General features: G+C 48.2%; 20 protein-coding genes. 13 read left to right on the top strand and 7 right to left on the bottom strand.

The annotated features are described in order from the left end of the window. Positions 1–27: 27 nt before the first annotated feature. The 4 genes from ACR02O_RS12515 to ACR02O_RS12500 all read right to left on the bottom strand — a co-directional run bounded on the left by ACR02O_RS12515 (position 28) and on the right by ACR02O_RS12500 (position 3,717). Positions 28–1,863 carry an Hsp70 family protein gene (locus ACR02O_RS12515; RefSeq protein ID WP_494521720.1) on the bottom strand — a complete coding sequence of 612 codons (1,836 nt, stop codon included), beginning with the start codon at positions 1,861–1,863 and terminating at the stop codon, positions 28–30. Beyond that, on the bottom strand, positions 1,860–2,510 hold the full coding sequence (locus ACR02O_RS12510) for a DUF2760 domain-containing protein (RefSeq protein ID WP_101053031.1): 651 nt from the start codon (positions 2,508–2,510) through the stop codon (positions 1,860–1,862). Before ACR02O_RS12510 ends, ACR02O_RS12515 begins: the two co-directional genes overlap by 4 nt. Positions 2,511–2,623: 113 nt before the next feature. Next, entirely contained in the window at positions 2,624–3,010 is a 387-nt protein-coding gene (locus tag ACR02O_RS12505; RefSeq protein ID WP_033156500.1) for a hypothetical protein, read from the bottom strand. Positions 3,011–3,318: 308 nt separating this feature from the next. Then, a complete protein-coding gene (locus ACR02O_RS12500; protein ID WP_101053029.1) occupies positions 3,319–3,717 on the bottom strand; it encodes a hypothetical protein in 399 nt (132 codons plus the stop codon). Between the two features lie 255 nt (positions 3,718–3,972). Between ACR02O_RS12500 and ACR02O_RS12495 the strand changes: the two genes are divergently transcribed. The 13 genes from ACR02O_RS12495 (at position 3,973) to ACR02O_RS12435 (ending at position 18,695) form a co-directional block, all read left to right on the top strand. Next, positions 3,973–4,908 (top strand): hypothetical protein, encoded by a 936-nt coding sequence (locus ACR02O_RS12495; RefSeq protein ID WP_101053047.1) that lies wholly within the window; start codon positions 3,973–3,975, stop codon positions 4,906–4,908. After that, positions 4,884–5,996: a flavin monoamine oxidase family protein gene (locus ACR02O_RS12490; protein WP_240618039.1), complete on the top strand. Its 1,113-nt coding sequence runs from the start codon at positions 4,884–4,886 to the stop codon at positions 5,994–5,996. The genes ACR02O_RS12495 and ACR02O_RS12490 overlap by 25 nt, the downstream gene beginning before the upstream one ends. Positions 5,997–6,011: 15 nt before the next feature. Next, positions 6,012–6,473 (top strand): amine oxidase, encoded by a 462-nt coding sequence (locus ACR02O_RS12485; RefSeq protein WP_101053027.1) that lies wholly within the window; start codon positions 6,012–6,014, stop codon positions 6,471–6,473. A gap of 26 nt (positions 6,474–6,499) precedes the next feature. After that, positions 6,500–7,120 carry a glutathione S-transferase family protein gene (locus ACR02O_RS12480; RefSeq protein ID WP_101053025.1) on the top strand — a complete coding sequence of 207 codons (621 nt, stop codon included), beginning with the start codon at positions 6,500–6,502 and terminating at the stop codon, positions 7,118–7,120. 209 nt (positions 7,121–7,329) lie between these two features. Continuing rightward, on the top strand, positions 7,330–8,133 hold the full coding sequence (locus ACR02O_RS12475) for a spermine/spermidine synthase domain-containing protein (RefSeq protein WP_101053023.1): 804 nt from the start codon (positions 7,330–7,332) through the stop codon (positions 8,131–8,133). After that, positions 8,130–10,262: a YgiQ family radical SAM protein gene (locus ACR02O_RS12470; RefSeq protein WP_494521719.1), complete on the top strand. Its 2,133-nt coding sequence runs from the start codon at positions 8,130–8,132 to the stop codon at positions 10,260–10,262. The genes ACR02O_RS12475 and ACR02O_RS12470 overlap by 4 nt, the downstream gene beginning before the upstream one ends. Before the next feature lie 137 nt (positions 10,263–10,399). Next, positions 10,400–11,221, top strand: coding sequence for an ABC transporter permease (locus ACR02O_RS12465; protein WP_458137309.1), 822 nt, complete (start codon positions 10,400–10,402; stop codon positions 11,219–11,221). Between the two features lie 34 nt (positions 11,222–11,255). After that, positions 11,256–12,521, top strand: coding sequence for an ABC transporter ATP-binding protein (locus ACR02O_RS12460; RefSeq protein WP_458137308.1), 1,266 nt, complete (start codon positions 11,256–11,258; stop codon positions 12,519–12,521). A gap of 177 nt (positions 12,522–12,698) precedes the next feature. Continuing rightward, positions 12,699–13,745, top strand: a complete 1,047-nt coding sequence (locus tag ACR02O_RS12455; protein ID WP_458137307.1) for a class I SAM-dependent methyltransferase — start codon at positions 12,699–12,701, stop codon at positions 13,743–13,745. Between the two features lie 359 nt (positions 13,746–14,104). Beyond that, a complete protein-coding gene (locus ACR02O_RS12450) occupies positions 14,105–15,442 on the top strand; it encodes a glycosyltransferase family 4 protein (protein ID WP_494521718.1) in 1,338 nt (445 codons plus the stop codon). 41 nt (positions 15,443–15,483) lie between these two features. Further along, positions 15,484–16,596 carry a glycosyltransferase family 4 protein gene (locus tag ACR02O_RS12445; protein ID WP_458137305.1) on the top strand — a complete coding sequence of 371 codons (1,113 nt, stop codon included), beginning with the start codon at positions 15,484–15,486 and terminating at the stop codon, positions 16,594–16,596. 2 nt (positions 16,597–16,598) lie between these two features. Further along, positions 16,599–17,570, top strand: coding sequence for a GDP-mannose 4,6-dehydratase (locus ACR02O_RS12440; RefSeq protein WP_458137304.1), 972 nt, complete (start codon positions 16,599–16,601; stop codon positions 17,568–17,570). Positions 17,571–17,603: 33 nt separating this feature from the next. Next, a complete protein-coding gene (locus ACR02O_RS12435; protein WP_494521717.1) occupies positions 17,604–18,695 on the top strand; it encodes a glycosyltransferase family 4 protein in 1,092 nt (363 codons plus the stop codon). On the opposite strand, the gene ACR02O_RS12430 is transcribed toward ACR02O_RS12435, so the two are convergent. The 3 genes from ACR02O_RS12430 to oadA all read right to left on the bottom strand — a co-directional run bounded on the left by ACR02O_RS12430 (position 18,671) and on the right by oadA (position 23,110). Further along, entirely contained in the window at positions 18,671–19,921 is a 1,251-nt protein-coding gene (locus ACR02O_RS12430; RefSeq protein WP_458137302.1) for a glycosyltransferase, read from the bottom strand. The genes ACR02O_RS12435 and ACR02O_RS12430 overlap by 25 nt on opposite strands. A 113-nt stretch (positions 19,922–20,034) precedes the next feature. Then, positions 20,035–21,162 carry a sodium ion-translocating decarboxylase subunit beta gene (locus tag ACR02O_RS12425; RefSeq protein ID WP_033156515.1) on the bottom strand — a complete coding sequence of 376 codons (1,128 nt, stop codon included), beginning with the start codon at positions 21,160–21,162 and terminating at the stop codon, positions 20,035–20,037. 142 nt (positions 21,163–21,304) lie between these two features. After that, positions 21,305–23,110 (bottom strand): sodium-extruding oxaloacetate decarboxylase subunit alpha, encoded by a 1,806-nt coding sequence (oadA, locus tag ACR02O_RS12420; RefSeq protein WP_033156516.1) that lies wholly within the window; start codon positions 23,108–23,110, stop codon positions 21,305–21,307. Positions 23,111–23,132: the final 22 nt, after the last annotated feature.

Below are 23,132 nucleotides of genomic sequence, written 5' to 3'. Positions count from 1 at the left end.
TGGTTTAGCCGCTAGCTATTGTTAATATCAAGCGTCGCCAGCCCTGACATCAAACTCAATTTTCCAGCGCTGTTGATCGCGTTTGGAAACCGCTTTTAACTCTAAAGTCCCTACTTCGGTTACTGCCACAGACAAATGCACGGGGACGATGTCGCCGGCATGGCGGCCTTCTTCCGGTAAGGTGATTTCGATTTCGTCCAGTTCTTCCAATTCGTCGTCCTGCCAATATTCCAGCCTTACCCCTACCGCATCGTCGCGGCGGGTTTTTGAGCCAAAAAAGCGGAAGCGTACCGGTTCGCCGATGATCAAACCGAATTCGTCATTAGGCAATTCCTGTTCGCTGCCCTCTTCCATTCCAAACGGCGCGATGCACAAGGCTTCGATCTCCGCCGGCAATCCGGGAACCGCCGGCATGGCGCTCTCAATACCGACGTAATAAGCCGCCGCCGTGCCGCCTTTAATTCTGACGCCCTTGCCTTTGCGGACAAATCCGTAATAGGCAGCGCCACGCGCGACCGCCAAATCCAAGTCGGCGCCTTGCAACAGTCTGGCCGGCGCCGCTTGTTCGGTTTGCAGCCAGCTATTTAATATTTGCATCAAGCGCTCGGCCATCACGCCGGCTTTTAACACCCCGCCGTTGAACAATACCGCGGTCGGATGCAAGAAACTGGCGTGTTCGGGCAAGACATGATCGGCTAGCTCGCCGGTCGCTTCTTTTTGCCGCGACAAAAATGCAGCCAGATGGCGAGTAATGCCGGCATCCTGCGCATAAGGCAAACCCGCGGTACGCAAACCACTGCGCGGTCTGACCACCGGTCTTTCTTCGATCGGTACCCACGGTAAAAAGCCTTCGACCAAGACGCGGTTCAGTTCGTCGCGAGTCAGTTCGGTGCGCAAGGTGCCGCCGATCAGGGATGAGCCTCGGCTCGCCACGACCAAAGGCATGCTGCCCAATTCGGGCTGGTTGAATAGTTTTTCTTTGGCTTCCCGACAGGCGTGGGTCAAAGCTTGTAGTTGCCAGGATTCCAGGCGCTTGCCACCGTCTTGTTCCAGTTTGGCTTTAACGGTATAGGCCAAGGCCAAGTCCATGTTATCGCCGCCCAGCAAGATATGGTCACCCACCGCCACCCGGGTCAATTGCAGGTTGCCATCCTGTTCGGTGACCGCAATCAAGGATAAGTCGGTAGTGCCGCCGCCGATGTCGGCGACCAAAATCACGTCGCCGATTTGCACATGATTGCGCCAATCGCCTTCGCTGTTTTCGATCCAGCTGTACAAAGCAGCTTGCGGCTCTTCCAACAACACGGCCTGCCCTAGTCCCACCGCGCGGGCCGCTTCGACCGTCAATTCACGCGCGGCCGGGTCAAACGAGGCCGGCACGGTGATAGTGACATCTTGATCTTGTAAATTGTGCTCCGGGAATCGATGATTCCAGGCATCGCGCAAATGTTGCAGATAGGCCTTGCTGGCGGCAAACGGGGAAATCCGCTCCACATCCTCCGGCGCCTCGACCGGCAAAATCGCTTGTTTGCAATCGACACCGGCATGGCACAACCAGCTCTTGGCGCTGGACACTAATCTGATGGGGGTTTTGCTGCCCAGATTACGGGCGATTTCGCCGACCAGATATTCCGGTTTAGCTGTCCACGGCAACGCAGTCGCGCCCTCGGCAATCTCGGCCGAATGAGCCAAATAGGTGAAGGACGGCAATTGCGCCTTGTCTTCTATCGTGCCGGGGCCGGTCAACTGCGGTATCGCCAACACACCCAGGACCACTTGGTCGTCGCCGGCTTCCAAATCGACATAAGACAATACGCAATGCGTGGTACCTAAATCGATACCGACCGAATAACGCGCGGTCATAATTCCACCTCGGCCGGCGCGACGATTTTGGCGTTATGGCCTTCGGTCAATTTCGGCAAACGCAGATCCGTGACTTGCCAACCTTTATGCACCAAAGTACCGGTAAACGGCGCCTCGCCGACGATATTGCCGGTCAAACGAAATGACGTGGCATCGAAGCCTTTGTTTAGAGTCACCCGGTTACCTTCGGGATCTTTGCTGACAGGGGCCAGGGTGAAATGCTCGCTGACCGCTTTGCTGCAACCTTGATGCACCACCCGCGCCGCCGCGCCGATTTCGGCATCGGAAAAAGCACTGACATCTTCTTTGATAAAGTCGATAAAGCGGGCTTCTTTTTGCAGCAAACTCAATAGTTGCAAGGCGGCATCCGGAGTCGCTTCCTTTAATACCACGGGCTCAGGCGCCGGGGCCTGGACGATTTTTTCCACTTCGACGATCTTCTCGACGATTTTGACTTCCGGTTGCGGCGCAGGGCTGGGAGCGACTACCGCCGGAGCTGCGGATTTGCAGCGGCGCATGCCCAGCAATACCGAGACTAAAACCACAATCAGAATCAAAGCCAACAGTGCTGCGGTACCGGCCAAACACACGTGCCACAAATCGAAGGTGGTCGGGCGCAAGGATAAATCGATGGTGTAGGTATTCATGAAAAACGAGTGATGGTTGTTAATTGAAACAAGGGCTGTAGCATCTAATCTTCAAGCATGCCGCAACAGATAACGCTAAATTTTTACGCCAATGCCATTGCGGACAGTGGGAGTCAGTTACCAGGCATGCCGGCTTTCTTCGCGGCTTCCGCGTACATTAATTGCTGCAGCAAATTGCGCGTTACCTGGATACGCATTTTCTTCAAATGCCGGTCAGCCACCACGCCCGGCACTTCGGCGTCGGTATAAACTTTGCGCATTTCGGCCAAGGTCGGCTCACAAGACTTAATAATCACATCGGTGGCGTTGCGGCTTTCCATCTTGGCAAACTCGGGTTTTTGCATAGTATCCACTACACATTTTTTATAGGTGTACTGAGCTTGCTGAATTTTCTGGATGGTCTCATCTTTCAGAGTGGTTTCGTTCCATTCTTCCTTGGCTTCCTCGGCACAGGCCAAACCTGCGACCATCATCAATGCAACTACTAAACGGTATGTCATGTTTTGCTCTCCAATGGGGGCGTGATAATGGCTGGCGATTTTACGCGATGCTAGCTGAAATGAACAATCAGTCGGCAGCAGCAGGCGGTCAGAACAGGCCTAGCCTGATCAGCCAGCTCACTGCGGCCAGCTGTAAACTCACCCAGGCTCAGGACAAACTCGCCTTTCAACGCCAAAGCACTAAGATACCAGGCAGTGAGCTAAAAGCCACGCCAAGGCGGCAGGAACGCGCTGCTCATATAAGGGCTGGCGCGGGTCTCTTGGAAATGACCGTATCGAAAAATCCACCCAAATTGGTGCTCTAAAGCTTAGTGATCGCAAACATGCCGAGACGAACCGGCCTGATTTTGGCCTTGAGTGGTATCAGGCAATAAAGGCAGGGCTTCGGTTATTCCGTCGCCGCATTGTTTCATTTGCTGCATAGCTTTATTGGCCGATACGTCCTTACCAAACTCCATCGCTCTGGCCATCGCTTCATCGCGTTTTCCCGCCGCGCATAAGCGCTCCACCTCGGCAGTCATTTGTTTGGCCTGCGCTTGAAAGGCTTGCATGTCGGTCTTATCGATGTGCTTCACGCAGTCTTGCATGGCTTTCATTTTCTGCATCACTTGCTGCATTTGCGCTTTATCCATATTTTTAAACGCATCGTTTTCAGCGGCAGCGGCGATGGGGAGTAGTAACAGCAGGGTTATCAATAAATTTCGCATGACTTTCCTCAAAATAATGAACATACCTGGGAACTGTAGAAGTGTTCTACCTGGATAGCAAGCGCGGACGATAACGCCGACTTAATGGTGTTGTCGTGACAAGATCGCCGATTTTGTCGCACCCACGACATCGTTTGCTAAGCTGCCTCAGAGCAATAATCCCTATCAATCTACAACCTACACACGCATGCGGCGATTTGCTAAATTGGCATCATTCTTGATTGCTTGATGACTTTCGTCATCAGCAACCCAACGATGGAACACATTTTCCCTCTGCCCCGCCCGATGCCTGCGCCGCCCAAACCCAAGCATCCAGTGCTGCAAGCAGGCCATCGCTACAGCATCGACACCCAAAAATTAGCGGACAACCCACTCGGTGATGTGGAGCATGATCTGCAAAACGGCTTACTCGGCGATTATCCGCTAAGCATCGAACGGGCTGCGGTAGTGCCCGTGGATACGAAACGAACACCCATACACGCATTCGTTTGGAACAGCGATTTACTGAGCCCGCCGCTCAAAAGCTGCTTAGCCCTTACCACAGCTCACCCGCAGCAACCCAAGCAGAATCGTTTGACCTTGCTTGACGCCCGCATGGCCGCGCCGACCGTAAGCTTGGCGGACGATATGCCAACCCTAAGTATCTCACCTCATTTTGAACTGGCATGGGACACCGCCGGTTTTTGCAGCCAACTGGGCGTCTTGCAGTTGCTGGAGTCTACTCGAACAGCACACTTCGCCGACGGCAAAACGATGACTTTATTGGATACCGAAAGTGAAGAAGGCGACCCGGTTTTGTATCTATCTGTGAAAGACAGGCCTGTGCCGGTCATACCGCTTGGCGGGTTTCAACAGCAAGGCCGGCAGCAAAAACTGCTGTTCAGGCAGGCCGTGACGCAAGCCATTCCGTCCGAAATTGCCGGTAATACTGTCGCGTCGATGAGCGTTTTGGAAAAATACACCGTGTACTTCATGCAAAACGCCGGACCGGATAGGCCGGATCTTTATATTTGGGTGCCCGTACATTTACCTATCGTTTGGGGATGGAGCATCCGGGTACAACAACGCTATGACGGCGTTTGGGATATTTTTCGCAAGAAATTGATCATGCCCAGCGCGTCGACCGAAGCGCCGAAATTACCCCTATGGCAGAGTAACTCCTTGCTATGCCAAACGATGCAGATGGCGTGATGACCATGCTGGACGTGGCGATTGTTGGCGCCGGACTGTCCGGTTTGTCCTTGGCAGAAAAACTGCTGACATACAAACCTAACATTGGCGTATTTGAAGCCCGCGAACGCTGCGGCGGCAGGATTCTATCCGCAGCTGACCCTACCCTGGGTTTTACCGCAGACTTGGGCCCCACTTGGCTGTGGCCTACCGAGCAACCGCGTATTTCGGCATTAGTAAAGCGCTTGGGATTGACGCTATTCCCGCAATGGGACTGCGGCCAAAGCTTATATCATGTGCAAGCACACTCCCGTCCGGTGACTTACATCGATACTCAGACTCACGCTGAAGCCAGACGGATTGCCGGCGGTTGCCAGCAATTAATTGACCGTTTATTGCAACGGATACCGGGACGGGTGTTGCGCCTTGGATACAATTTGCTATCACTTAGCGATCACGGTAGTTATGTCGATTTAACATTCGCATGCGATAGCACCGTCAGTACCATACAGGCTCGCCAAGTTGTGCTGGCTGCTCCGCCGCGATTACTGGCTAACAGCATTACCTTTCAACCGGCTCTAGCACCCGGTTTGCTATCACTAATGCAAGACACGCCCACCTGGATGGCCGGGCACGCCAAGGCGGTTCTGGTTTACGAACAAGCTTTCTGGCGCCAACAAGGCTATTCCGGCAACGCCATTTCATCCTACCCCGGCGCGGTTTTGGCCGAAGTCTATGACGCCTGCTCCGACGATGCTGGAACATCTGCCCTGTTTGGTTTCTTTGGTTTGCCAGCCCAGATTCGCGAACAGTATCAAGACAGTCTGCCGGCCCTGATCGTGCGGCAAATGGTCGGCTTACTCGGTCCTGCCGCCGCCAATCCACTAAGTGTGGTGATTCAGGATTGGAGCCGGGAACCATTTACCGCGACTTCTGTAGATCGCATACCGGTGTTCGAACATCCCGCCTACGGCCATCGCGCGCTGCAATTGGACCATTGGCAAGACAAACTGTATTTCTGCGGAACGGAAACAGCCAGTAGGTCCGGCGGCTATTTGGAAGGCGCATTGGCAGCCAGCGACCGGGTTTTTAGCGCATTAACACTCTAACTAAAGGACTTTGACATGAACAATCCAACGCTTAACGCGAACAGCATCGGCGAATTTAGTCGATTCATAATCGAGCAGAAAGCGAATATGAAGAAGCAGTACGATCAATTATTGGCCCATGACCTATCACACCAACAATGGGATGGTTGTTTTCAGCGCAATATCTTGATCGTCTTGGAAAAAACCTATCAAGACGCCCTGGCTCAATTAAAGGCCTTGCCGTTTGATCACACGGGCAGCACCGTCAATCAGGGCTTGGCGGATCTTACCAAATCAGTATTGGCGGTATTTGATGGCTTTATCGACGAGTTTTTGTTGATGGTAGTGGATAAACATCGCACTTCCTGCGCCTTATCCAATTTCCCAGACGAGCATAAACCCGATCAGGTTTACCTGAGCGCGGTGCGTAGCGATATCGCCTTACTGTGGCGGAATTTTGCGCTGGACATTAATGCTTACTTTCTGGAATGCCGTTAAGCAAAACTTTTCCGATAGGATAATTTATGAAACTCTACATGACACCCGGCTCCTGCACGACCGGTATCCATATTTTACTGGAAGAGCTGGATCTGATTTTTGAAGCGCATCTGGTCAATTTAATGGCCGGCGATCAACATCAAGCCGATTATCTGGCAATCAACCCCAAAGCCAGCATTCCTACCCTGGTCCGTAACGACGGTACTGCCCTGACGGAATTCCAAGCTATCGCCTACTGGCTGGCGCGCAGCTACCCCAAAGCAAAACTATTGCCAGGCGACGCGGATGGCGACGCGAAAGCTATCGAGTTGATGGACTATGCGGTCGGCACGCTGCATGGTCAAGGCTTTGCCCGCATTTTTACCACGGAGAAATTCGCGCCCAATCCCGCCGATCACGACGCGGTTAAGGCCCAAGGCTTGGATATAGTCAATAAAGCTTTTGCAATCTTGAACGAGTTGCTACCAGCCGAAGGCTATGCATTGAACGCATTCAGCATCGCCGATGCCGCTTTGTTTTACGTGGAATTTTGGGCGGATAAGATCGGCATTACGCTGCCGGAAAAATGCTTGAAACACTATCGTTTGATGCTGTCGCGGCCGGTTGTTAAACGGGTACTGAGGGAGGAAGGTTATCGCGGGGAGTGACTTTTATCGCCGCACTATCTGTTGTTGCCTTCTCCTGTCCGGAGATTCGCGATGTGAAGCCATTCACACTCATATCCATCAATCACCCGAGTTAAGCCAATATCCCTTCACATTTACAAGGTGACTAAATCGTCATCCACACACTATTCACAAGACAAGCGCTGGATTTTCAAGGAAAATAGCGTCCTCTTTACCATTCGCTACAGCGCATGTACAAATATGAAGGCCTGGTGGTACACCAAAGCCACGACGACGAAGGCATCATAGAAATCGTTGATAAGGAAGGGGTGAGGGCCTTGCACTTTGGCTCGCATGCCCGGCAAAGCAGCATGCTGCTGATGGAACCCGACCGGCTACATTCGTTGTATGCCAGAGCAATGATGGCCGGCCTGCTGTTCCACGACACTCCCAACGAAATCCTGATGATCGGTTTGGGCGGTGGCACTATCGCCAAATTCATGCTGCGCCAATTTGCCGATTGCCGGCTCAAGGTGGTGGAATTTCGTAGCAGTGTGTTAAAAGTCGCACGCAGCCATTTTGGCCTGCCATTCGATCCGCGCCTGAAAATCAAGATTGGCTGCGGCGCGCAACATGTACGCCAAGCCAGCCAGGTCCAGAGCGAACAGCACGACTTGATCGTCATAGACGCTTACGACCACGACGGCATGGCCCCGGAAGTGAGTAGCGAAACTTTCTTCGACAACTGCCGAACCTTACTGACCAAGAACGGTCTGCTGGTGATCAATTTGTGGGGCACCGATAAGGACATGTTCCAGCAAGTGGCCTGGAATCTGGGCCGTGTGTTTGAAAGGCGCATGCTGTTTTTGCCGGTACGCAATCGCGGTAATGTCATCGGCTTTGCCTTCGGTGAAGCCATGGCAAAGCCAGGCATCAAACAATTGATCGACAAGGCCAAGCGGCTGGAACAGATGTATCAACTGGAATTCCCCATCTATTTGCTGGATTTAAAACGCCACAACCCCAACGTCTTCAACCGGATTATAAAATCGTGATACACAACGCTCCCAACATCTTCGGCTACAAAAAATACTGGGCGCACCGCTTCGGTCCGGCGCCGGAATTACCGATGAGCCGCGCAGAAATGGAAGCGCTGGGCTGGGACGCCTGCGACGTCATCTTGGTGACCGGCGATGCCTATGTCGATCATCCCAGCTTTGGCATGGCGGTGATCGGACGAGTGTTGGAAGCGCAGGGCTTCCGGGTCGGCATCATCTCGCAACCGGATTGGCATAGTGCCGAGGATTTTAGACGACTGGGCCAACCCAAACTGTTTTTTGGGGTGACCGGCGGCAATATGGATTCGATGGTCAATCGCTATACTTCGGATAAGAAAATCCGCTCCAACGACGCTTATACCGCCGATGGGGCGGCCGGCAAACGCCCGGACCGAGCAGTGAATGTTTACGCCCATCGTTGCCGCGAAGCCTTTAAAAACGTACCTATCGTCATCGGCGGCATTGAGGCCAGCCTACGCCGCATTGCTCACTACGATTATTGGTCCGATAAAGTGCGGAAATCCATTTTGTTGGATTCAAAGGCCGATTTACTGGTGTACGGCAACGCCGAGCGGCAAGTGGTGGAAATCGCCCAACGCTTGGCAAAAGGCGAAACCATCGCCGATTTGAAAGGCATCCGTGGCACCGTGCATTTTGTCAAACAAGTCCCGCAGGGCTGGATGGAGAAAGACTCGACCGACATCGACAAGCCGGGGGCGGTGATTTCCCACGTGAATCCCTATCAAGAACAACCGGCGTGCGACGATCAGGGACGATCGGAGTGCGGCGACGGGTCGGGAACCCGTGCCAAGGAGGATAAACCGGCACGGGCTAAAAACGAGCAGGTGATCCAATTCAAACCCATCGCCAACAAGCAGCGCACGCAAACCGTGATCCGCCTACCGGACTACGAAGCCGTAAAAGACGATCCGATTTTATACGCACACGCCTCCCGAGTGATGCACGGCGAAACCAACCCCGGCAACGCCCGCGCCTTGATTCAGCGCCATGGCAACCGCGAAGTGTGGATCAATCCGCCGCCTTTGCCGCTGACCACACCGGAAATGGACGGCGTGTTCGACCTGCCCTACTCGCGGCTGCCGCATACCGCTTACGGCAAGGCCAATATCCCCGCGTTTGAAATGATTCAGCATTCTGTGTTGATCATGCGTGGCTGCTTTGGCGGCTGTAGCTTTTGTTCGATTACCGAACACGAAGGTCGCATCATTCAAAACCGTTCGGAAGATTCCATCATTCGTGAGATTGAAGCCATCCGCGATACCTCGCCGAATTTTACCGGCCATATCTCGGACTTGGGTGGCCCCACTGCCAACATGTGGCGTCTGGCGTGCAAAGACCCGAAGATTGAAGAATCGTGCCGCAAACCCTCCTGCGTCTATCCGGGGATTTGCCAGAACCTGAATACCGATCAAACACCGCTGATCAAACTCTACCGGCGCGCTCGCGCCTTGCCGGGCATCAAAAAAATCTTCATCGCATCGGGATTGCGTTACGACATCGCGGTTGAGACACCAGCTTACGTGAAAGAGTTGGTGACCCACCACGTCGGCGGTTACCTGAAAATTGCCCCGGAGCACACCGAGCAAGGCCCGCTGTCGAAGATGATGAAACCCGGCATGGGCACTTACGACCGCTTCAAAGCGATGTTTGATAAGTACTCCAAAGAAGCCGGTAAAGAACAATATCTGATCCCGTACTTCATAGCGGCCCATCCGGGTACCGAAGATAAAGACATGCTGAATCTAGCTCTATGGCTAAAACGCAACGGCTTCCGAGCCGACCAAGTCCAGGCCTTTTTGCCGTCGCCGATGTCAATTGCTACGGCGATGTATCATTCGGGGAAAGATACCTTGCACAAAGTCGCCCGAAACAGCCCGGACATAGCAATTCCGAAGAGCATTAAACAGCGGCGCTTACATAAGGCATTTTTGCGTTACCACGACCCGAAAAACTGGCCGTTACTGCGGGAGGCTTTGAAACATATGGGCCGCGCGGATTTGATTGGTAATGGTAAGCAGCATTTGGTGCCGAGTTTTCAACCAAAAATCGATGATAGATCCTTTCCTAACAAGTCGAAAACAAAACAGTTTAAAACCAAACGTTAATTGAATTTCTACAACATGCGACTATGCTAGACGACTTGCGCAATCGAACTAGCAATGAATAAGCCGGCTGTTTTGCGATTGTAAAACCGCTGGTGACGAACTCCGCCATTAAAGTCAAACGTATAAATATCACTCAGATGCAACAAACCATCATTACTCCGGAAAAAACCATGCTTCACCTGTCGAAGGAGCTTTGGGAGTATCGGGATTTGTTTTTCATCCTTGCGTGGCGGGATTTTAAAGTCAGGTATAAACAAACGGTTATCGGTGCCGCATGGGCCGTAATTAGGCCGTTGCTGACCATGCTTATCTTCACGCTGGTTTTCGGAAAAATCGCCCACTTGCCCAGTGATGCAAATGCGCCCTACCCAATCATGGTGTTTACGGCCATGTTACCTTGGTATTTCTTCGCAAACTCACTCAGCGAAAGCGCCAATGCCGTCGTCGATAATTCAGCCATGATCAGCAAAGTTTATTTCCCCAGAATTATTATTCCTACTACGCCTTTGTTTGTTAATTTGATCGACTTTGTTATTTCATTTGTATTGTTGATGGGCATGATGATTTGGTATCGATTTATACCTTCGATCAATATTCTGTTATTGCCGTTATTTTTATTACAGGCAACCATTACGGCAATAGGCTTGGGCTATTTAATATCGGCTCTCAACGTTAAATATCGTGATTTCCGTTATGTAGTACCTTTTATTGTGCAAATGGGATTGTATGTTTCGCCGGTTGGCTTCAGCAGCCAGATTATTCCTGAACAATGGCGACTGATTTACTCACTTAACCCCATGGTGGGCGTCATTGATGGATTCCGCTGGGGAATAATAGGCGAAGAATCCACGCTGTTTTTACAAGGCTTCAGTTTGTCTGTTGCCGTTTCATTTTTATTGCTAGGCGTTGGCATTCGTTATTTTTTGAATACAGAAAGACAATTTGCCGACAGCCTATAATTCGCCAATCGCATTAATACAATAAAAACACATAATGACGTATGCAATAAAAGTCGAAAATCTTGGCAAAAAATACACAATTAAGCATGAAAACCAGACTCGCTACAGCACACTACGCGATCAATTGAGTGGCAGTGCTCGCTCAATGGTTCATCGTTTGCTCCATCCTTTTCAAGCAGCTCAGAATAACCGCGAAACCGAACAATTCTGGGCGCTAAAAGATATTAATTTTGAAATTCAGCCAGGTGATCGGGTAGGCATTATCGGCCGCAATGGCGCCGGTAAATCAACCTTACTCAAAATATTGAGCCGGATAACCGCACCGACAACCGGCAAAGTAACGATTAATGGCCGCGTAGCAAGTTTATTGGAAGTGGGCACGGGTTTTCATCCTGAACTGAGCGGGCGAGAAAATATATTTCTTAATGGCGCAGTATTAGGCATGCGAAAACATGAAATTCAAGAAAAATTCGATGAAATCGTCGATTTTGCCGAAGTTGAAAAGTTTCTGGATACACCGGTTAAGCATTATTCGAGCGGTATGTATGTGCGATTGGCATTTGCAGTGGCGGCGCACCTAGAACCTGAAATATTGATTGTAGACGAAGTGTTATCAGTAGGCGACTCACAGTTTCAAAAAAAATGTCTTAGAAAAATGCAAGACTTTAATAGCAAAAATATAACAGTTATTTTTGTAAGCCACAATATGGCAGCCATTAGCGAATTATGTTCCAAAGGAGTTTTAATAAAAGGTGGCAAATTAATAGCAGCTTGCAATATTAATGAATGCATAGAAAGATACTATAAAGATTACAATGAAAAAACAAACTTCATAGAGTTGAGCGCCAATCCCGCATTAAGAGATCGCAATATTGTATTTAGTAATGCCAGAATTATGAATTCAGATGACAATCTTGCGTACGCGATAAACTATAATGAAGAGTTTTCAATTGTTTTAGAATATGAAATTTTAGAGCCTATAGCTGGTTTACGAATAGGTCTAATGTTGCAAAGAAACGATGGCACGCTCATGTGTGGATCAAATGATCCTGATGCGTGGAACAACAACATTAAGACACCGGGTCAATATAAGACAATATGTCAATTTCCATCACACATTCTGAATGCAGGTACATATTCAGTTCTTTTAGGGGCCGATTTACCTCCACACGACAAGTTGTTGATCAATACAGGTTATTGCATGACTTTCCAAGTTGTTGATATTGATGGGCATGGTGCTAGACACGAAAAACTACCAGGCATTATACGCCCGAATCTTCGTTGGATAACTTTATCATGACAGATAAATTAACATTGAAACTTCCGTTTGGAGAAGAGTTAGTTTAAGCAGCAAAAAATTATCTATTAAGAGCTAAATTCCTGTTGTTAGTATTCTGGCGAGAATAAATTATACTATCAATATAACTGATAACTTTACACAGCGCCGTAATCAGCACAAATAACTAACACATATAAAATGAAAAAAATATTTAAAATTCCAAATTTTTTATTTCGAGAGCTTTTAAGTCTCACGGATTCAAAAAATAGACCTAATATTAATAGCCTGTGGTCAGCAACTAAAGATATTGAAATAATGAGATTAAATACAAAAAACTTCGGGTATCAAATCGCAAGAGAATTACAGCCTAAACTTCAACAAATAGATGTATCTGGCGAACCACAAAATCATGGACTTGTTAGCAAGGCGACAACACAGATCGATGTCGAGAGCCCCTGGTTCGTCTATTGGTGTAATCAAATAAAAGCCGCGCCCATTTATCATAGGAAATTATGGGAATTTGCATTTTTGTTACAAATACTGCACGAACGCAATCTGTTGATCGAGAATATCCGAGGGTTAGGCTTTGGGTGCGGACAAGAACCTTTAGCTTCATTTTTCGCTTCGAAAGGAATGGAAGTTATCGTTTCCGATCTTTCAATTGAGCAGGTAATTGGCAAAGGCTGGGCTGAAACAGGACAACACACCACAGCAAAAGAACAAGCTTACTACCCAGATATTGTTGACAAAGAAACGTTCGATAAAAATGTTGGACATAGGTATATCGACATGAATGAAATCCCTTTGATCAATGAAGAATTTGATTTTTGTTGGTCCGTTTGTGCAATGGAACATTTAGGATCGATTGAGAAAGGGCTCGCATTTGTCGAAAATTCACTCTCCGTCTTGAAGCCTGGAGGAATTGCAATTCATACAACAGAGTATAATTACCTTTCAGAGGAAAAAACTATTGACAATTGGCCAACGGTTCTATTTAGGAAAAAAGATTTTCTTAAACTTTCACAACGTCTAATCAGATCAGGTCATGTTATGTTGGGGCCCGACTTTAATATTGGAGATCGTGTATTAGATAAGTTTATTGATGTCCCTCCTTATACTGTTGGAGAAGGATGGTTGTCGAAAGAACAATGGAGCGACTCTAAACAATCAGCTCATTTAAAATTGGCTATTGATGGATTCGCGTCTACTTGTTTTGGATTAGTCATTATTAAAAGCACAGATTAATGATGACTATTTTGCAGCCTTTCTTGGGTCAATATTCTTGATCATCTGTTTTGAAGCCTTATAATTATCCAATTTTATACAGCTCAATCCAAGTTATATCATCCAAAGAAATATCCCTGGCTTGGTTTGCAAACGAAAACTCATTAACTCGACAACCATCCAAGCAAAATCAGGCTATTCCGACACTGCCAGCTTTGGCGTTTTATTAAGACGCCAGTTATTCAGTAACGGTAGCTCTCTGGCACGAACTTCAGTGCTCAATAATAATTACCCAGACTATAATATATAACTGAATCCACCACACATTTTACCCTCTAAATCCAATAAAGAATTTTTGGAAACCGAACTAAGGATAAACAATGAGCATTTATATTGACTGTACTGATTTTGTTCGTGGAGAAGGCAATACAGGCATTCGCAGAACTGAACGCAATGTAATTGCTAACATGATTTCAATTTGCGCCGATAGAAATATTTCATGTCAATTAACCTATTATGACCCATTTTATGGTTTCATTGTTGTTGATGACTTCAACAAAGGAATTGGATATTTTCATTCAATTAGCATTGCTTCGCGCCAAATTTTACGCCTAAAGAATATATTTAAAAAAATACTATATTTTATATCGCCAGGCCTAATTGATAGAATATGGGGTAAATATACTCGTTTTATTTTGCTACCCATGTTATTACCCATATGCATACCAATAATTTTAACAGCAAATCTAGTAACTTATTTAGCGCCCAAAAATATATGGAAGCCATCTAGCAAGGACATACTATTTATTCCTGGCTCATCTTGGTGGTCAGCGTTCTACCATAAGGCTGTTGCAGAGACAAAAAACAACCATGCTAAGATAGTTACCATCATATACGATCTGATCCCAATTACTCATTGTGATTTTGTAACAAAAATACACGAAAAAAACTTTTCATCAAAAATAGACTTCGCGCTCGAATCGTCAGACTTGATATTAAGCATATCTCATGACACAGCAAAAGTTATTGAAGAATATATATCAGACCGTCCCAGTATTCAAAAAAAAGACATTGTCGCATTCAAATTGGGAGCGGATCTTGATTTAATCAGCGATTCTTTAAGAGTACGAGAACATCTTCATAAGTTATTTGAAAACAACACTGTATACATATCTGTCGGCACTATTGAACCACGAAAAAATTATAACTTTTTGCTGGATGTTTTTGAATGCATTTGGCAAACACATCCTAACATTAAGCTATGTATCATCGGAAAATATGGGTGGGAATCAGATGCCACTATTGCAAGAATAAAATCGCATCCCATGTTTGGATCATCTTTGATATGGTTTCAAGACCTTTCCGATAATGAACTATCCTTTTGCTATAAAAATGCCCAAGCATTAATCTTTCCATCCATGACTGAAGGTTTCGGCTTGCCACTAGTTGAAGCGCTATCATTTAATTGCCCGGTACTTGCAAGCGATATTCCGGTGTTTCATGAAATTGGCGGCAGTCATTGCTCCTATTTTTCCCTTGCAAATAAGGAAGAACTCGTATCATTAATCCATAAGTCCTTAACGATTAGCAGAATCGCTAGCTGTGAGAATACCGTGAACTTCTCATGGCCAACTTGGAAAGAATGCACTGCCGAAATACTGAACATTATCCAAACAAACATCAATGGGTCCAACTTAGCCAAACAGGAAAACGGATAAAATACTGCTATTTCTTAAAAAAATAATTTTCCTTTAAATAAATGAACATCCTGTTCGACCACCAAATATTTTGCATACAAAGATATGGCGGTATATCACGTTACTTTTGTGAGTTGGCAAATAATTTGGGCAAACTTGATCAAACTTCTGTCGAAATATTCGCTCCTCTCTATACGAATGAATATTTTGACGAAGGCGGCCCAATTCGTCCTCGCGGCATGCGATTACCAAGAGCACTGCCACAAATACTATCACGAAGAATTTCCACATTCACCAATGTGGGCGCGCTCAATTTGTTAAAACACAAGTTTCATCCCGACATTTTTCATGAAACCTATTATTCCCTATTCGACTGTTGTCCACGGAGAGCGCAACGGGTCATTACCGTATGCGATATGATTCATGAAAAATATCCAAATGATTTTTCCATTTTGGATAGAACCCGTGAAATCAAGGCACGTTCACTGCGTCGTGCAGATCACATCATTTGCATTTCTGAAAATACTAAAAAAGATTTGCTCGAATTGACCGATATACCTAATGAGAAAATCTCTGTGATATATCTTGGGCACTCCTTTTCTACCGATACCTCATACCCCAAGCGGAATAGGAAAAATATACCTCATTTATTATATGTAGGTAAACGCAACGGCTACAAAAACTTTGCAAACTTACTTAAGGCTTATTCGGAATCTAAATTGCTAAAGAACGAATTTCCCATCGTTTGTTTTGGCGGCGGAAACTTTACTCCGGCTGAATTGAAACTTTTTAAAACTTTAAATATTAACCCTGACAATGTCATTTATGCATCCGGTGGTGACAATGAGTTAGCTGCCTGGTATCGTTCAGCAGCGGTTTTTATTTATCCATCCTTGTACGAGGGCTTTGGAATTCCGCCCCTGGAAGCAATGTCTGCTGACTGCCCCGTGGTCTGTTCCAATACCAGTTCGCTACCGGAAGTAGTGGGAAGCGCTGCCGAGCTATTTAATCCGGAGGATACTACCGAAATGCGCCTGGTAATTGAACGGGTGGTTTCATCGCCGGATTACTCGGCGCAACTGGTAGCGAAAGGAAAACAACGCGTCAAACTATTTTCCTGGGACAAATGTGCCAGAGAAACGCTTAATACCTATCATCAACTATTAAATAATTAACCATGAAACGTGCATTGATTTGTGGAATTAACGGCCAAGACGGTGCTTATTTAGCCCGCTATTTATTAACAAAAGATTATACGGTGATTGGTACTTCTCGCGACGCGATGGTAAGTTCATTTAAAAATCTTCATGCCGTGGGTATTAAGGAACAAGTTGAAACGGTATCAATGGCGCTTAACGATTTTCGTAGCGTTTATTCGACAATATTACGACATAAGCCTGATGAAATTTACAATCTGGCAGGTCAAACTTCAGTGGGTTTATCGTTTGAACAACCCGTTGAAACCATGGAAAGCATCGTCACTGGTACGTTGAATTTATTGGAATCGCTTCGATTTATCGATTTCCCCACCCGTTTCTATAATGCCGGCTCAAGCGAATGCTTTGGTAATACCGGAGAAACAGCCGCCATTGAATCTACGCCTTTTTATCCTCGAAGTCCTTACGCTGTCGCTAAGTCTGCGGCACATGGTTTAGTAGCCAATTATCGCGAAGCATACGGATTATTCGCCTGCACCGGGATTCTGTTTAACCACGAATCACCCTTAAGGCCCGAGCGATTCGTCACACAAAAAATAGTGCGCGGTGCTGCGCGAATAGCTGCTGGAAATACGGAAAAATTAAGCCTTGGCGACTTGGACATCGAAAGGGATTGGGGCTGGGCGCCGGAATACGTGGAAGCGATGTGGTTAATGATGGAAGCGGAGAAACCCGACGATTATATTATTGCTACGGGTAAAACAGTACCACTGTCATACTTTGTCGAAAGCGTATTTAATTACTTCGGACTGCATTGGGCAGACCATGTTATACAAGATAAAAGACTCTCAAGACCATTAGACATAAGAACCAGTAAAGGCAATGCCACTAGAGCCGAAAACGAATTGGGCTGGAAATCTCAAAGTGATATTGATGATGTTGTGAAATTAATGTGCAAAGAAGCTGAATTAAAAATGACCATAGGATTATAAACTTAGGTAGTTGCTCGATTATAGACTGGCTTTATGCGCCTGCTGTTTCTATGCAAACGCCGCCCGCAAGGGAGAGATTTGCTAACTCGACCCTATGGGCGTTTTTTCTATTTATCTTATTATCTAGCGCAACGCGGTCACGAAGTCACATTATTGTTACTGGATTATCAGGCTGGCGACCCCATCCATCTTTACGCCCATGGCATGGAATGGTTTTCTGTGAGTATTTATCCGCTGAAACGCTCAAGCGGCCCTTTAGCCTTTCTTAGACAAGCGGAAGAAATAGTTAAAACTCAGGCACCTGATTGGATAATCGGATGTTCGGATACTTGGTACGGTATTCTCACGACTTATTTAGGGGGGCGATATGGCGTAAAAACGCTAATTGACGCTTATGATAATTATGAAAGTTATATTCCCTGGTTAAAACCTTTACATTGGCTTTGGCGTCGCTCTCTGCGGCGATGCTCTGCAATAAGCGCCGCCGGACCACAATTGGCTAAATTGATGGTGCGTACTCGGGCGGATAATAATTCTACGGTTATCCCTATGGCAGCCGATCCTATATTCCAACCGCTGGATGGTAGTAATATACGAAACCGCTTTAACTTGCCAAAAGAAGTGCCGCTCATTGGTTATTGCGGGTCTCTTTATAAAAATCGAGGTGTGGAGTCATTATTTCAAGCAATGGCTTATTTATTGAACCGGCTTCCTGAAGCCAAGCTTGTGATTTCCGGGCGCCGGGAACAAGGAATAAAAATACCTGAAGGCATACGGAATGCGGTCATTGAGATCGATTATCTAGCGGATGAGGATATGCCTCTGCTGATCAATGCGATGGACGTATTAGTGGTCATCAACCGTCGTTCAGCATTCGGCGAATATAGTTATCCCGTTAAGCTGTATGAAGCCATGCAATGCCGCAAACCGGTCATTGCTTCGGACTCGGCTGGCGCACGCTGGATTTTGCAGGATTATCCAGAATGCTTGGCAGATAGCAGCAATCCGAAGGATTTAGCGGAACGGATTCATCGGGCTCTGTCCTGGAAAACGAAAGAATACAATCAGATTCACGACTGGATGTTTTCGGCGACGGTACTTCAAGACTTACTTGAAAGCCTTTGAATTTGTTCCAATCGCCTATATAGGTTTGTGAATTTAAGTGCTACCTTTCGCCATTCATAAGATTCGGCGGCTCTCTGCCCCGCGACGCACAATGATACCCTCAACTCCTTATCCGCAACGAGTTGTTCGACGGCATCCCTGATTTCTGCCGGTGCGTTGGAATTAACCAGCAAGCCCGTCTTCCCGTGTTCGATAACTTCCACGATGCCGCCGGTTCGGGTGCTAATGACCGCAGTACCGCTAGCCATCGCCTCAAGTAAAATTACCCCCTGCCCTTCGGTGTCACCTTGAGCGTCGACGATGGACGGCGCGATAAAAATATCGGCAGCAGCGTAATAACCCGGTAATTGGCTATTGGGTAAACCGCCGTAAAATATCACCTGATCGTTAATACCGTATTCAAACGCTAGCGCTTCTAGACGCTTGCGCTCGGTGCCGTCGCCTACTATCCATAGCTCGGTCCGACCGCGCAATGGCATTGGCAATCCGGCCACTGCCGCTAATAAATCGGCAACGCCTTTTTTTTCAACCAGCCGGCCCACGAAGAGTAAAACCAGTTTTTCAGGTTCGCTGCTTCTTTGCAATTTAGCATTGCCGGCTGCAAACCGCCGATAATCGATACCCATCGCTATGATATGGGGTTTTGGCAAATCCGGACCGACGGCATCGGCTGTTGCCTGGGTGTTGCTGGTCCAAACGTTGCAATTTTTGATGGTCCAACGTTTGATCCAAGCTAACACGCCACCTCGCAACGCGAATGCGTCGCCGCCATGCGCGGTGACCACTACCGGGACCCTGAACAACTTGCCGAGCAATACCGCTATGGTGCCTTGTGGAAAAATCCAGTGAGCGTGAATCAACGTCGGTTTGTCTATGATTAATCGCCTGATAGCTGCAAGCAACATCGCCAGCATAAAGAACGGCACTTGTAGGATTAGCCTAGGCTTGGCGCGAAGGTTCGGCAAAATTCCCGAGCCATAGGCTAACTGCTGTAGCCGCCTGGGAAAAAAATATCGGAAGTGGCTACTGATGGGATTGCCTTGCCTAAAAGCGGGTTCAACGTCACAGTGGTCCGGCGCGAGAACGTGAAGATTGATCTGTTGGTTTGCCAACGCTTGTGCAAAATAACCTAGGAACACAGAAGCGCTGTCGTGCGGATACCTGGGGTAGCTAGATGTTAACCAAAGCACTTTTATCAGATCAGCCTCGGCCTTATTTGCTTCCATGCCTGTCACGCCAATATCGTCCGTTGAAACTGATTAAATCCCTCGACCGTTCCGGAATGAAGGTAACAAGTTGAATCCATCGAATCGGCGGAATCAATTTGCTCAGCGTTTCGTTAACGCACCAGACTCAACAAAACCCCCGCCGCTACCGCCGAGCCAATGACGCCGGCGACATTCGGCCCCATGGCGTGCATTAACAAAAAGTTGTGAGGATTACTTTCCAAACCAATTTTATTAGCCACCCGCGCTGCCATCGGTACGGCAGAAACACCGGCAGCGCCGATCAGCGGATTAATCGGCGTACTGCTGAAACGGTTCATGACTTTGGCCATCAGCACGCCGCTGGCGGTACCGATGGAAAAAGCGACTGCGCCCAAGCCTAAAATACCCAGCGTTTCCATTTTCAAAAACGCCTCGGCACTCAGCTTGGAGCCGACCGACAAACCCAGGAATATAGTGACTATATTGATCAATTCGTTTTGCGCGGTTTTGCTCAGTCTTTCGACCACGCCGCTGGCATTCATCAAGTTACCCAGACAAAACATACCGACCAGCGGCGCCGCCGAAGGCAGCAACATGGCGGTCAACACCAGCAACATCAAAGGAAATACGATTTTCTCGGCCTTGCTAACTACTCTAAGCTGTTGCATTTCTATCCGCCGCTCTTGCTCGCTGGTCAGCGCGCGCATGATGGGCGGTTGAATCAAGGGTACTAATGCCATGTAAGAATACGCGGCCACCGCAATCGCTCCCAACAATTCCGGAGCCAATTTGGACGCCACATAAATCGCAGTGGGGCCGTCTGCACCACCGATGATGGCAATCGCCGCCGCCTGCTTAAGCGTAAAATCCATACCTGGAACGGCATTCAACGCCAACGCGCCGAATAGAGTCGCGAATATCCCGAATTGGGCGGCAGCCCCTAAAAACAAAGTTTTAGGGTTAGCCAACATCGGGCCGAAATCGGTCATCGCCCCGACGCCCATAAAAATCAATAGCGGAAAGATGCCTGCCTTGATACCACCATATAGGTAATAAAGGATGCCGCCTTCGTCTATCATGCCGGCCACCGGAATGTTGCTCAGCACCGCGCCAAATCCTATCGGCAATAGCAGCAAAGGTTCAAAGCCTTTTTTGATAGCCAGATACAACAGCAAAAACCCCACCGCCATCATAATGACTTGCGGCCCGGTAACGTTATAGATACCCGTGCTTTCCCACAACAGTCTAAGATTTTCCATGGATTATGTATTCAATCGGTTGTTTGATCAGAATCACCGCCATCGCACCCGCCAGTAGCGTGGCGCGAATCGCTGATCAGCGAATTACTTAGATCCCGGGCCTAAGCTAACGGCCCGAGACCACGTTAAACGATAAGAAATATTACAAGGTGACCAATACATCGCCGACCGCCACGGAATCCCCCTGACGAACGTTTACCGCGCTGACGATACCGGCTACTTTGGCGCGGATCTCAGTTTCCATTTTCATCGCTTCCATAATCAAAACGACATCGCCTTCGGAGAGATGAGAGCCTACATTGACATTGACTTTAAGCACCACGCCAGCCAGCGGCGATTCCACAACACCACTGCCGCTGACGATAGGCGCAGTGGCTGCCAACATGGGGCCGCTGTCCAAAACGGACTGTACTGTAACCGGTTTAACGACTAAGTCGGCACCGCCGGATGCCACCGCTACGTGATAGTTTTTGCCGTCGACGTTAACAGTGTAGGTCTCTGCGACCACGGCTTTCTGGGTAACGGCGGGCACTGACGCTGTCGCGCTCTCTGCTCCCGGTTTAGGTTCAAAAGCCTCCGGGTTACCGCGGTTTTGAATGAATTTCCAGCCGACTTGCGCAAACAAACCATCAATAAGCGCATCTTCTTCAACACTGTCGGCCAGTTTCACGCCTTCCGCCGCGGCTTTGGCTTTTACATCTGCCACCAGTTTGTCCATCTCGGCTTCCAGCAAATCCGCCGGTCGGCATGTGATCGGTTCGGCGCCGTTCAGCACGCGCGCCTGCAATTCTTTATCGACTGGGGCTGGCGTTGCGCCGTATTCGCCTTTCAATACACCGGCGGTTTCCTTGCTGATCGTTTTGTAGCGCTCGCCGGCTAGCACATTCAACACGGCCTGAGTACCGACAATTTGCGAAGTGGGCGTGACCAGCGGGATGTAACCGAGGTCTTTACGCACTAACGGAATTTCCTGCAACACCGCGTCAAAACGATCCGCAGCGCCCTGCTCCCGCAATTGGCTTTCCATATTGGTTAACATACCGCCCGGCACTTGCGATACTAAAATCCGGCCATCCACGCCTTTCAGGCTGCCTTCGAATTGCGCATATTTTTTGCGTACTTCTCGAAAATAGGCGGCGATCTTTTCCAGCTTGGCTAGATCCAGACCGGTTTCGCGCTTTTGGCCGGCCATGGCCGCCACTATGGTTTCGGTGGGGCTGTGACCGTAGGTCATGCTCAACGACGAGATGGCGGTATCGACATTGTCGACGCCGGCCTCAACAGCCTTGATGTATGTACCGACACTTAAACCGGTGGTAGCGTGGCATTGCATATGGATTGGAATCGCCACGGCTTTTTTTAGTTTGCTGATCAGCTCGTAAGCATCGTAAGGCGTTAACAAACCGGCCATGTCCTTGATACAGATAGAGTGCGCACCCATGTCCTCGATTTGCTTGCCCTGCTCAACCCATTTCTTGATGGTATGCACTGGACTGGTGGTGTAGGAAATAGTGCCTTGGGCATGGGCATCGGTATGTAGCACGGCTTTGATGGCGCGGTCGATATTGCGCATATCGTTCATCGCATCGAAAATCCGAAATACGTCTATACCGTTGACCACGCAACGCTCGACAAATTTATCGACCACATCGTCGGCATAATGCCGGTAGCCCAAAATATTTTGCCCGCGGAACAGCATTTGCTGCGGGGTATTGGGCATGGCTTTTTTCAACAGCCGTAAACGCTCCCAAGGATCTTCGCCCAAATAGCGAATGCACGCATCAAAGGTGGCGCCTCCCCAGGACTCGATAGACCAGTAACCGATTTGATCAAGCTGCTCGCAAATTGGCAACATGTCTTCGATACGTAGCCGGGTCGCCAGAATTGACTGATGGGCGTCACGTAATACCACCTCAGTAATTCCCAGGGGCTTATTTACCTTTTCCACTCTTTTCTCCTAATGACGTTTT

The organism is Methylomonas sp. PHL2-19 (genome assembly GCF_059331595.1).
The sequence above is the reverse complement of the archived record's forward strand: the minus strand, read 5'-3'. Positions and strand labels throughout refer to the sequence as shown.

Bases quoted from the DNA above. Each gene is read 5' to 3' on its own strand.
- ACR02O_RS12515 (WP_494521720.1), bottom strand. From the start codon at position 1,863: ATGACCGCGCGTTATTCGGTCGGTATCGATTTAGGTACCACGCATTGC.
- ACR02O_RS12510 (WP_101053031.1), bottom strand. From the start codon at position 2,510: ATGAATACCTACACCATCGATTTATCCTTGCGCCCGACCACCTTCGAT.
- ACR02O_RS12505 (WP_033156500.1), bottom strand. From the start codon at position 3,010: ATGACATACCGTTTAGTAGTTGCATTGATGATGGTCGCAGGTTTGGCC.
- ACR02O_RS12500 (WP_101053029.1), bottom strand. From the start codon at position 3,717: ATGCGAAATTTATTGATAACCCTGCTGTTACTACTCCCCATCGCCGCT.
- ACR02O_RS12495 (WP_101053047.1), top strand. From the start codon at position 3,973: ATGGAACACATTTTCCCTCTGCCCCGCCCGATGCCTGCGCCGCCCAAA.
- ACR02O_RS12490 (WP_240618039.1), top strand. From the start codon at position 4,884: ATGCCAAACGATGCAGATGGCGTGATGACCATGCTGGACGTGGCGATT.
- ACR02O_RS12485 (WP_101053027.1), top strand. From the start codon at position 6,012: ATGAACAATCCAACGCTTAACGCGAACAGCATCGGCGAATTTAGTCGA.
- ACR02O_RS12480 (WP_101053025.1), top strand. From the start codon at position 6,500: ATGAAACTCTACATGACACCCGGCTCCTGCACGACCGGTATCCATATT.
- ACR02O_RS12475 (WP_101053023.1), top strand. From the start codon at position 7,330: ATGTACAAATATGAAGGCCTGGTGGTACACCAAAGCCACGACGACGAA.
- ACR02O_RS12465 (WP_458137309.1), top strand. From the start codon at position 10,400: ATGCAACAAACCATCATTACTCCGGAAAAAACCATGCTTCACCTGTCG.
- ACR02O_RS12460 (WP_458137308.1), top strand. From the start codon at position 11,256: ATGACGTATGCAATAAAAGTCGAAAATCTTGGCAAAAAATACACAATT.
- ACR02O_RS12455 (WP_458137307.1), top strand. From the start codon at position 12,699: ATGAAAAAAATATTTAAAATTCCAAATTTTTTATTTCGAGAGCTTTTA.
- ACR02O_RS12450 (WP_494521718.1), top strand. From the start codon at position 14,105: ATGAGCATTTATATTGACTGTACTGATTTTGTTCGTGGAGAAGGCAAT.
- ACR02O_RS12445 (WP_458137305.1), top strand. From the start codon at position 15,484: ATGAACATCCTGTTCGACCACCAAATATTTTGCATACAAAGATATGGC.
- ACR02O_RS12440 (WP_458137304.1), top strand. From the start codon at position 16,599: ATGAAACGTGCATTGATTTGTGGAATTAACGGCCAAGACGGTGCTTAT.
- ACR02O_RS12435 (WP_494521717.1), top strand. From the start codon at position 17,604: ATGCGCCTGCTGTTTCTATGCAAACGCCGCCCGCAAGGGAGAGATTTG.
- ACR02O_RS12430 (WP_458137302.1), bottom strand. From the start codon at position 19,921: ATGGAAGCAAATAAGGCCGAGGCTGATCTGATAAAAGTGCTTTGGTTA.
- ACR02O_RS12425 (WP_033156515.1), bottom strand. From the start codon at position 21,162: ATGGAAAATCTTAGACTGTTGTGGGAAAGCACGGGTATCTATAACGTT.